At 57.7% G+C, this 11,147-nt stretch carries 6 protein-coding genes; 3 read left to right on the plus strand and 3 right to left on the minus strand.

Features of this window, described 5'->3' with window-relative positions; genetic code table 11:
- The first annotated feature begins 38 nt into the window (after window positions 1–38).
- The 3 genes from ACTG3T_RS09610 to ACTG3T_RS09620 all read left to right on the plus strand — a co-directional run bounded on the left by ACTG3T_RS09610 (window position 39) and on the right by ACTG3T_RS09620 (window position 5,724).
- Entirely contained in the window at window positions 39–965 is a 927-nt protein-coding gene (locus ACTG3T_RS09610) for an alpha/beta hydrolase (RefSeq protein ID WP_439102048.1), read from the plus strand.
- Between the two features lie 171 nt (window positions 966–1,136).
- Complete coding sequence (locus ACTG3T_RS09615) at window positions 1,137–2,453, plus strand: M24 family metallopeptidase (protein ID WP_439102049.1); 1,317 nt, start codon at window positions 1,137–1,139, stop codon at window positions 2,451–2,453.
- Window positions 2,454–2,589: 136 nt separating this feature from the next.
- Window positions 2,590–5,724 carry a VPS10 domain-containing protein gene (locus ACTG3T_RS09620; protein WP_439102050.1) on the plus strand — a complete coding sequence of 1,045 codons (3,135 nt, stop codon included), beginning with the start codon at window positions 2,590–2,592 and terminating at the stop codon, window positions 5,722–5,724.
- 72 nt (window positions 5,725–5,796) lie between these two features.
- Here the strand turns inward: ACTG3T_RS09620 and ACTG3T_RS09625 are convergent, their stop codons facing one another.
- From ACTG3T_RS09625 to ACTG3T_RS09635, 3 genes are all read right to left on the minus strand, one after another.
- Window positions 5,797–7,416 (minus strand): amidase family protein, encoded by a 1,620-nt coding sequence (locus tag ACTG3T_RS09625; RefSeq protein WP_439102051.1) that lies wholly within the window; start codon window positions 7,414–7,416, stop codon window positions 5,797–5,799.
- Between the two features lie 8 nt (window positions 7,417–7,424).
- On the minus strand, window positions 7,425–8,477 hold the full coding sequence (locus tag ACTG3T_RS09630; protein WP_439102052.1) for a M14 family metallopeptidase: 1,053 nt from the start codon (window positions 8,475–8,477) through the stop codon (window positions 7,425–7,427).
- A 99-nt stretch (window positions 8,478–8,576) separates the two neighbouring features.
- Window positions 8,577–11,147: hypothetical protein (locus tag ACTG3T_RS09635; RefSeq protein ID WP_439102053.1), on the minus strand; the 2,571-nt coding region annotated here is incomplete at its 5' end.

The following is an 11,147-nucleotide window of genomic DNA, read 5'->3' on the forward strand; positions in this document are numbered from 1 at the left end:
TCACGATTCTCATTCCTTTCATAGCAGGGTGCCACCCATTGCGAACGATCACTTTTCTAGTCTTTCTTGCCTGGGTATTGCCCTCGCCAGCGCAAACTATCTCCCCTGACGAGGTGATATTGGATCTCACCATTCCCTTTCTCACGACACGTGCAGTGGAAGCCGGGAGTGACGGTGAGCGTCGTTACACGACCGACGTGGCGGCGGTCAGCGGCGGGCAATGTGATATCGCTCTCTATGTGGGGGGCGATCTGGAGGCAAGGAACGGCTCTCTGGAGAGTCGCTCTAAAGAAGACCTTATCCGATCATTCAAAGCCAATGCCGAAGAAGGTGTGCTTGTGTACCTTCATGGTTACAACACCAGTTTGCGCCGTGCCTGCCGGGAGGCCGCGATGGTGGCCTATCGAACGGGTTTCGCTGATCGTTTTTTGTTGATCAGTTGGCCCGCGAGTCGCTGGGGCGTGACCTATCGACAGGACGAGCGTCGTCTTGCGGAAAGTATGCCGCAGATCCTTACAATTCTTGACGATCTGGGTAAGGCCCTCGGTCATGAGAGTATCAACATCATTGCGCATAGCATGGGTTCGCGCCTGGTATTGAGTGAGATTCCTGCGTCAGAAGACGGCCGGCTCTTTAACAACCTGATCCTGGTGGCGGCGGATATCGATTCAGACCGCTTTGTGGACGTGCTGCCGCGGCTCCAGCAGCGCGTCCGCAATATCTCTCTGCTGGTGTCATCCGCCGACAGCTTGTTAATGCTCTCGCGCACGCTCAACCTGGGCGAGCGTCTGGGACAGGATGAGGATTTTGAGGCGGAGGAGGTTGACGTCGTGGATGTCAGCGAGTTCGAGGATCTGGGTTTTGGTGGCCATGTGTATCATTTGGAAAGTGATCGTGTGGGTGAGGCTCTCCGGCGCATTCTTTCAGCCAATGACCAAAGCCCGGTTGTGGATACCCCAGAGTAGGGGTAGTAGCCTAGGGTCTTCTTGAAAGGCAGAACAAAAGGACAGCAAATAATGATTGGCAGGATTCTGAAGGGTCGTCTTTTCCGTACATTTTATGGGGATCCGTCTTCCGCGCAGGGGTCACGAGTCCCTCCGCGACGCGCTCTCGCCACGGGTCTTATGCTTTCTCTGTTGGCTTTTAGCACAACAGGTCATGGCGCGGAGCAAGGTGATGGCGCCTACGTTGTACCCATGCAGCCGTCCTTTGTGCCTGAAGAGCGTGTGCTTACGCACAGAGAGCAGGCGCCCCTGGTGCGAAGCTGGCTGGAAAAGCGCTTGCAAACCGTGCTCCCCGAGGTGATGCGTCGTGAAGGCATCGACATGTGGATCGTCATATCCCGGGAATACAACGATGACCCCGTGTTTCGCTCTCTGGCCCCGTTTGAAACCTATTCGTCCCGACGGCGCACAATCCTGGTGTTCCACGACCGGGGTGAGGAACTCGGCGTTGAAACTCTCTCCGTCGGCCGCTTTAACTATCAGAACTTGTATACCGTTGTGCCCACCCATAATGAAAAACAGTTTGAAGGCCTGCGTAAATTGGTCGAGGAGCGCAATCCTAAAAAAATTGGCATCAATATGTCCGAGCGCTGGAATCACGCCGATGGTCTGACCGCCGTGCAACGTGATGCGCTTTTTGATGCCCTCGAGGGTTACACCGATCGTATCGTCAGCGCCGAAATGCTGGTGGTGGGATGGCTTGAGACGCGCCTGCCGGAAGAAAGTGACTTTTACCGGCACATTATGCGCGTAGCCCATTCGGTGATCGGCAGGGCGTTCTCCAATGAAGTGATTGTGCCCGGTGTCACCACCGCCAACGACGTTCGTTGGTGGATGCGGCAAACGGTGGCAGAGTACGGCCTGGGCGGGTGGTTCCATCCTTCTGTAGGCATCCAGCGAGAGGGAAGGGAAGGGCGCTTCAGTGGTGACGAAGTCATCCAGCGTGGTGACATGCTCTGGACCGATTTCGGCATTATGTATCTGGGTTTCGCCACAGACACTCAGCACAACGCCTACGTGCTGCGCGCCGGCGAGCTTGAACCCCCTGAAGGTCTGCAAGCCGGATTGCGCGCCGCCATGCGCCTCCAGGACATCACCCGCGAAGAATCCCGGGTGGGACGAAGCGGTAATGATGCCCTGGCCGCATCGCTCGTCAAAGCAAAGAAAGAGGGCCTGGATGCCACTGTCTATTGGCATTCTATCGGTTACCACGGGCACGCTGCCGGTGTGCCTCTGGGGATGACCGACTATCAGGGCGGAGTGCCGGTGCGCGGGGATCTGGAATTCCGTGCCAATACCTGGCACTCAGTAGAGCTGAACGTGGTGAAGCCCGTGCCTGAATGGGGTAATCAGCCCGTGAAGTTCTCCATGGAGGAGGATGCGATCCTTAGGGAAGACGGCTGGGAGTGGGCGCTGGGACGCCAGGAGTCCTTTCACCTGATTCGTTAATCCTTGCGGTTTTCTTGCCGATAGGTCCTTGAACCCGAGGGCGCCACGCTGATCGCCTTGGCGATGATTTGTGCTGTTACCGCGATTGCACTACGGTGTGGCTTACTCCAGAAACAGAACACGAGTGGAAAGCATTGTGAAAATAATTCAGAAATTTGCCCTGGCTTTGCTGTTACCTGTTACGGCACTGCTGTCCCTTACCATCGCAACTACAAGCGTAGCGGAGTCCTACGACACCGAGCTTTACGATGCCATGGAGTACCGTCTTATCGGCCCCTATCGGGGTGGTCGCTCTGGCACCGTGGTGGGCGTTCCCGGCGATCGTAATACCTATTATTTTGGTTCTGTGGGTGGCGGCGTCTGGAAAACCGGCGATGGTGGCAACACCTGGGAGAATATTTCCGACGGCTATTTTGGTGGCTCTGTAGGTTCCGTGGCTGTTTCCGAATCGGATCCCAACGTTATCTATGTGGGACTTGGGGAAAAAACCATTCGCGGAAATGTCTCCTCGAACTTCGGTGTCTGGAAATCTACCGACGCCGGCAAAACCTGGACGTTTATCGGGCTCAAAGACACCCGGCATATTGGTCGCGTGCGTGTACATCCCGCGAACCCCGATATCGTGTATGTCGCCGCGATGGGCGATCTCTGGCAGTCCAGTGATGCCCGGGGCGTTTACAAAAGCACCGACGGCGGGGAAAACTGGGAGCGCGTGCTGTTCGCCAACGAAGACTCCGGCGCGGTAGATCTTACCTTTGACCCCGGCAACCCTCGCATCCTTTATGCCAGTACCTGGAACGTACACCGCACACCCTATAGCCTCTCCAGCGGTGGCCCCGGCTCAGATTTGTGGAAGAGTACGGACTCAGGTGAAACCTGGGCCAAGCTCACGGACCTCCCCAACATGCCCGCTGCACCGCGCGGCATCATCGGCGTCACCGTCTCTCCGGTAAATACCGATCGGGTGTGGGCGATTATTGAGGCAGAGGACGGCGGTGTTTTCCGATCCGATGACGCCGGCGCAAGCTGGGAGAAGGTCAACAGCGATCGGGCCCTTCGCTCCCGCGCCTGGTATTACACGCGCATCATTGCGGACACCCAGGACGAGAACAAGGTTTACGTGATGAACGTGTCCTACGCCACCTCCACCGATGGCGGCAAGAGCTTCAGTCTGCGCCGGGCGCCCCATGGGGATCATCATGACCTGTGGATAGACCCCGAAGACAATGAGCGAATGATCATTGCCGACGACGGTGGCGCGCAGATCTCCACCGATGCCGGTGACAGCTGGACCACTTATTACAACCAGCCGACCGCGCAGTTTTATCGCATTGCCACGGACGATCACTTTCCCTACCGCATCTATGGTGCGCAGCAGGACAACAGCTCTGTGCGTATTCCCCATCGCACCGATGGTGTGGCGATCACGGAGGACGACTGGGAGGAGACCACCGGTGGCGAGAGCGCCTATCACGCCATCGATCCCGACAACAACGACATCGTTTATGGCGGTACCTACAAGGGCTATATGTATCGCGGCAACCACGAAAACAACCAGCGGCGCGCTATTAACCCCTGGCCGTTGAATCCTGCGGGATCCGGCGTGGAGGTCATGAAATACCGCTTTAACTGGAACTTCCCGACCTTTTTCTCCCATCACGATTCGGACAGGCTCTATGCTTTTTCTCATCGGGTGCATGTCTCCTCCAACGAAGGTCAGAGCTGGGAAGTCATCAGTCCGGATCTCACCCGGGCCATCCCCGAGACCCTGGTGTCATCGGGCGGCCCCATTACTCAGGACAACACGGGCGTGGAATTCTACGCCACGATCCTCACCGCGAATGAAAGTCCCTACGAGGAGGGCGTGCTCTGGACGGGCTCCGATGATGGGCTGATTCATGTAACCCGCGATGGCGGTGAGACCTGGGCCGACGTAACGCCGCCAAAAGCGCCCGATATGATCATGTGGAATTCCATTGATATCCACCCGTCGCAGGCAGGGGGCGCCTATATCGCCGGCACCATGTACAAGTCGGGGGATTTCGAGCCCTACCTCTATAAAACGAGCAACTATGGCAAGAGCTGGACCAAGATTACCGATGGCATTGAGCCCTTGCACTTCACCCGTGTTCTGCGCGCAGATCCCCATCGCGAGGGTCTGCTCTATGCGGGTACCGAGTACGGTATGTATGTGTCCTTTGATGACGGCGACGACTGGCAATCCTTCCAGCTAAACCTGCCGGAAGTGCCTATTACCGATTTGCAGGTACGCGACCGCAACCTTATCGTTGCTACCCAGGGGCGTAGTTTCTGGATTCTTGATGACCTTTCACCCCTGCATCAACTGAGCGACGATGTCGCCGATGCCTCGATGTATCTTTATGAGCCCAAGCCTAGCTATCGCATCCACCAGGGTGGTCGCGGTGACCGGGACCCGCTGCTGGAGGGTGAGAACCATCCTGCAGGTGTCATGTTCTACTTCTATCTGGAAGATGAGGTCGGTGAGTCCGACGTGGTGAGCCTGGAGTTCATGGAGAGTGACGGTTCGGTGATCAAACGTTTCTCTACGGATGTGGGCGACGAGGATAAGGCGCTCAAGCTTGAGCTAGAAGAGGGCGCCAACCTGTTTGTGTGGGATATGCGCTACCCCGATGCGGTGTCCTTTGACGGACTTATTCTTTATTCGGCCAACACCAAGGGTCCCAAGGCGGTCCCCGGGAAGTACACGGCGCGATTAAGCGTTAATGGGGAAAGCATGGATCGCGAGTTTGAGATCCTCAAGGACCCACGAGTCCCCAGTTCCATCGATGATCTTCAGGCGCAGTTTGATTTTCTCATTGATGTGCGAAACAAGCTCTCCCAGGCGAACCAGGCGGTTATCGACATCCGGACCCTTCGTAAGGACCTCGATTATCTTCGGGGCAAACTCGACGGTGACGATGCCTCGGCAGTGCCGATTCTTGCGGCGCTGGCGACTCTGGACGAGGAGATGACGGTGATCGAGAACAATATTCACGAGACCCGTAACGAGGCCTATCAGGACCCCCTCAACTTCGGGATCAAGCTCAACAACCGTCTGGCTTATCTCGGTACTCATGCTTCCTCAGGAGATTATCGCCCCACGGATGAGGCCGTGGCCTATAAGGAGGTCGTATCGGGACAGATTGACGATGAGCTCGCCGCTCTCGAGTCGCTGCTCAGCGAACGTCTGCCTGCCATCAACGCCATGGTGACCGAGGAAAACATCAAGGTGCTCTCGGCGCCCCAGTAGGACCTTCAGAAGTCAGACCAACGCCAGGGACATCCCTGGCGTTTTTTTATCCCAATTATCTGCGCAGCACCTTTAGTCGTAACGAATAGACCCGCCCGCGAGCGGTGGGGTGTGCACGGGCATGCGTATTGCCTGAAGCCGCTGCTCCAGGGCATAGCCCAGACCAATGAGCCGGGGTTCGCCAAAGGCCCTGCCCATAAACGACAGGGTGACGGGCATGCCCCGACCCGTAAATCCGATGGGCAATATGAGGTCGGGAAGGCCGGAGAGGTTTGCGAGGATGACCGGTGATCCGCCAGAGCCGGGCTCCGACGTTCCCGCGGGTTGCTCGACAAGGTCCGCCGGCGTGCTGGATGTGGGGTAGACGATGGCATCCAGGGAGTGACTGCCCATCAGCCCTTCAATGGTCTGGGTGATTAGCGGAAGAGCGTGCGCTTTGACTGCCTCATATTCATAGCCATCCAATCCCGAGGCCTCCACTTCTTTTTGCATCAATGACCAGCGACTGGGATTGGGGATGACGCCATCGACACGCTTGGCATTGAGGGTCATAGCGCGGCTTATCAGCGCCTCAAGGTCCTTGGGATAGTCTTCATCCAGCGTCGCGAGGTAGTCGGCAATCTGCGCCTTGAACTCGGGGTAGCGAATAGCGCGATAGAACTTGCCCCGGGATTCCAGAAGCCAGTCAGGAAATTCTACGTCGACTATCTCCGCGCCGGCGTCACGCATGGACTGCAGTGCGGACTCCACGAGCCAGTCCACCTCGCCATCATCACCCATAAACACGCGGGCAACACCGATGCGTGCGCCTTTCAGGGCATCCCCATCCAGAAACTGGCTGTAGTCCCCATAGGATTTACCCACGCTTTTCTGCGTCGAGTCATCCGCGGGATCGACACCGGCCATGACACCTAAAGACAGAGCCAGGTCGGTGACGCTTCGGGTCATGGGGCCCACGGTGTCAAAGGACAGCGCCAGGGGAATAACCCCGTCACGACTCACGAGTCCATGGGTGGTTTTTAAACCAACAATGCCGTTGGCGGAGGAGGGCCCTCGCACCGAGCCTCCGGTGTCTGTGCCCAGTCCGAGGCTGGCAAAGCCCGCGGCTATGGCGGCGCCGGTTCCGCCAGAGGACCCCGACGGTGTACGTCCCAGGTGGTGTGGGTTGGCGATAACGCCGCCCAGGGAATTCATTGAGCCCCCGGAGGCAAACTCGCTGAGGTTAAGTTTGCCGAGGATGATAGCCCCGGCGTCCCGCAGCTTTTGCACTACGAAAGCGTCATCCGGTGGAACGCTTCCCTCTAGCAGGAAGGAGCCGGCGGTGGTGGGCATATCCCCAGTGTCCAGGTTGTCCTTTATCAACACCGGAATCCCATGTAGCGGCGAGCGTCGTCCCCTCGTTTTGCGCTCGACATCCAGGGCACGGGCCCGTTCCAGCGCAGCTGGGTTCAGCAGCATCACCGTGTTTAGCGCGGGCCCCTGCTGATCATAAGCAGTTATACGATCCAGATAGAGACGCACCAGTTGCTCGGAGCTCAAAACCTCGGCATCCATAGCCGCGTTGAGCTCGGCGATGGTGGCACTGGTCAGTTCCAGTTCTGCGGCCCTGCTGGCGGAGGCAGTGAATAAAAGCGCCAGAAGACATAGGGTGTGTAGGGGCAGACGAAAATGTCGGGGCAAGTGGGAATGCATGGTTAGCCTCACTGAATTTTACTGATCATGGCAACGGGCTCGCCCTTGCTCACCGGCGGCGTGCTAATCACGTAATTCACCATGCCGGAAAAGGGTGCCCGGATTTTTGTGATTTCGTTCCCGAAAAAATCCACAAGAATGCCCAGTACTGCTCCTTCGGTGACCGTGTAGCCGTCTCGGGTGCGAGGCTTGAAAATACCGGACTGGGGGCTTTGGATTACCTGATAGTCACTTAGCCAGGTGATCCCGGGATTGGGGATTTCATCGCCGGGCACCATGCTCAGGTGGCGCAGCACATTCCAAACGCCCGACAGTGCCATCTCTGACCAGTAGGGATCATTGGAGCCGGACTGCCCCGTCTCCGTTGTGATAGCGGGGATGCCTCTTTCCAGCGCGGTCTGATCGGTAAACAGCGATGGTCCCGAGGCGTGCTGAGGCCCCGTGTCCATCACGATATGATCAAGCCCGAACGCAACCGCCAGTCCACGGATTTTTTTGTCGAAGGCCGCGTCACCGGTGACGGGCATATAGACATAGGGCCGCAGTGCCTCGTTGCCGTCGCCGCTGTGCAGGTCAATGAGGTAATCCGCCTGATCGATCACCTCGGTAGTGATCTGGTGGGCTATACGCTCACTGAGAGTGCCCTTGGAATCCCCCGGGAACATCCGGTTGAGGTTCTTGCCATCGGCGGGGCTGTAGTAAATCGTCCGGCCTAGAAAGGAGGGCATGTTTGCCACGTGCACCATGATGACCGTTCCCTGTAATTCTTTGGGATTGATCTCAGAGCGAAGGGCCCGGAGTGCGGTTATGGGGGGATACTCGTAACCGTGAATGCCCGCGAGAAGGGCGAGCACGGGGCCGTCACTTGCACCATGAGCAATGGTGACGGGTATTCGGCTGTCCTCATCGCTATCCGGAGTGATCTCAAGAAAGCCGGAGCTGAGGTTTCCCCTGGCTGCCGTGATGTCGCCAACGGAGAAGTCCTCGGCTCCTTTAGAAAGAGCCCCCGCAGCACAGGCATAAAAGAGGAAGAGTAAAAAAGCTGCGCTCAGCTGTTTCATAGAAGTCCGTCCATAGTTTGAGTGTCCGGGGACGAGGCCCCCGAAACCCAAGTATAGACGCACCGCTTGCTAAGCGCGGCCCGACGCTCGATTGAGTGTTTACTGCTTTTCGAGGGCAACCGGTGCTTGTTTCAGCAGTCCTAACTCACTCTCCCCAAAGGTCTTGCGCAGGGCTTCAAAATCACCGGCGAGATAATTGTTGACCGCCGATACCGCTTCGTTAACCCGTGCCTCGGCAAGGTCCGCAAAGACCATCGCAGTGGGGCTGGGCGCCTCGTAAGTCGAGGTCAGGAAAGACTTTGCTCGCCGCAGCACATTGAGCGCCATGTCGTCGGTATAGGGGCGACCCTTGTTGTCCTTGGGGTTGCGAAGGAGTGCCTCGAGATCTGTGAGGGTCTTCTGGTTGGTTTTCACCTGCTCCTTCAGTGCTGCGTGCGCCTCCGTATCCATCGCCTGCTTCACCATGGTATCGATAGTATCCAGGTCCCGCCGTGCGGTGATGATCTGGCCCAGGGCGTGCTTTGCCGTAGCTTCCAACTCCTGCAACTGGAGCTGCATATCCTGATTGGCCTGCATCGCCGCCAGAGACACACTGACCCTGGGGTCCGCGAGAACTTCCGCTTCTACGGACTGTTCTACACCGTCAAACGCGACGTTGATGGTGTAAGTGCCCGGAAGTACCTCGACGCCACCGGGGAGATCCACGTCGGTTGCTTTCCTATCGCCGGGAAGGCGAGGCAGGCCATCCCGCTTCAGGTCCCAGGTTACCCGGTTGATCCCTTGGTGAACCTCGGTGCTAAAACGGCGAATATGAGCGCCGCTCTGGTCGGTGACCGTGATGGTGGCCCGGGGCGCAGCGTTTGCCTTGTCATCCTCATCGCTGGCATCCGCATTGGCGCGAAGGATTGCCATACGCGTTTTCTCTTTTGCGGCATCGGGGTGCTTGAGGTCATCGCCGCTTGTGAGGAAGGTGACAATGACACCGTAGGCCTCGTTCTCGGCAACGTATTCGGCGTTCCCCAGAAAGCGGCTACCGATGATGGGATTGCTGTCGTATTGCTGTCCCACTGATGCGCCAAGGAGTGCCAGTCGCGACGTAAAGTCATCCTCGTCGAGACCACGCAAGGGTGCGATGTCATCCAGTACATAGATGCTCCTGCCGTGGGTACCTACGACAAGATCGTTTTCCCGTTCCTGAAATGCCAGATCCATGACCGATGCCGTGGGCACGCCCGCGGTGTATTTGCTCCAGTCGTCACCACCGTTGAGGCTGAGGAACAACCCGAACTCCGTACCCAGCCACAAGAGATCCGGATCCTTGGGGTCCTGAAGAATCGACAGAGCGTAGCCCTTGATACTGTCGTCGCTGAGCTTTGTCCACTTTTGTCCGTAGTTGTCCGTGCGATAGACGTAGGGCGTGAAGTCGCCTCGACGATGGTTGTCAAAAACTACGTAGGCCACGGCTTCGTCATGGGCGCTTGGGTAAATCATGGGAACCCAGGTGTGCTCCGGTACACCGCGAACGCGATCCTCGACGCTGTTCCAGCTCGCGCCGCCGTCTTTCGTCACGTGAATGCGGCCGTCATCGGTGCCCACCCAGATCACGCCCTCAGTAAGTTTGGACGGCGCCACGGCGATGATCGTCGTGTAGTTTTCTGCGGCGGTCACATCCAGGGTGATGCCGCCGGAGGTTCGAAAGGACTGCCAGTCACTGTTGTCCGTCGTCAGATCGTCGCTGATCACCGACCAGGTCAGACCCCGGTCCGTGGACTTATGGAGGAACTGACTGCCGTAATAGATGGTGGCGGGATCGAATGGATCAATGGCAAAACCCGCAGACCAGTTAAAGCGCAGGTCCGTATCCAGTGTGGGTGGGTTCGGCCGAATCAACCGCTGTTCGCCGTTAGTGAGGTTCCAGCGTGACAGCTGACCTCCCTGGCTCATGGCATAGCCGGTATCGGGAATCTCCGGGTCCGGCACGGTATCAAAACCATCACCAAATCCTACCTCGCGCCAGTGGAGGGTTCGAATACCGCCCACGTCAAAGGTTTCTGCGTCACCGCGCCAGGACCCGTTGTCCTGGAGCCCGCCATAGACGTGGTAGGGATGCGCGTTATCCACAGCGATGTGATAGAACTGCGCCAGGGGCAGATTTTCCACGAATCGCCAGGTGTCTCCGCCATCGCGGGTGATGGCGATGCCGCCATCGTTCCCCGAAATCATGTGCTGCGGGTCCTTGGGATTAATCCACCACGCGTGGGTATCGATGTGCACCGTCTCGCCCGGGGCACAGCAGTCAATGGCTTTGATGTAATCAAAATTTTCTCCGCCATCGATGGAGCGCCGTACGCGGCTCTCGACGTTATAGACGGTGTCCGGATCCTGGGGATCGACGTCGAGGAGGGTGTAGTAGAAGGGACGAATGGTGATGTTGGTTTCATCGTTGACGGTCTTCCAGCTTCTACCGCCGTCATCTGAGCGGATAAGTGCAGAGTCCTCTGCTTCTACTAAGGCATAGACACGCGAAGGGTCGCTGGGAGCAATGGCAAAAATAGAGCGGCCCAGTTCGCCTTTTGGAATGCCGTCCTCCACCGTGAGCTGCGTCCAGTCCTCACCGCCATTCAACGAGTAGTAGAGGCCTGAGCCGGGGCCGCCACTTTCAAAGCGGTA

It is taken from the genome of Congregibacter sp., from assembly GCF_965660375.1.
GTDB lineage: Bacteria > Pseudomonadota > Gammaproteobacteria > Pseudomonadales > Halieaceae > Congregibacter.

What these genes read in the sequence shown, in the direction of transcription:
- ACTG3T_RS09625 (WP_439102051.1), bottom strand. Translation starts at nt 7,416, where the DNA reads ATGCATTCCCACTTGCCCCGACATTTTCGTCTGCCCCTACACACCCTA.
- ACTG3T_RS09630 (WP_439102052.1), bottom strand. Translation starts at nt 8,477, where the DNA reads ATGAAACAGCTGAGCGCAGCTTTTTTACTCTTCCTCTTTTATGCCTGT.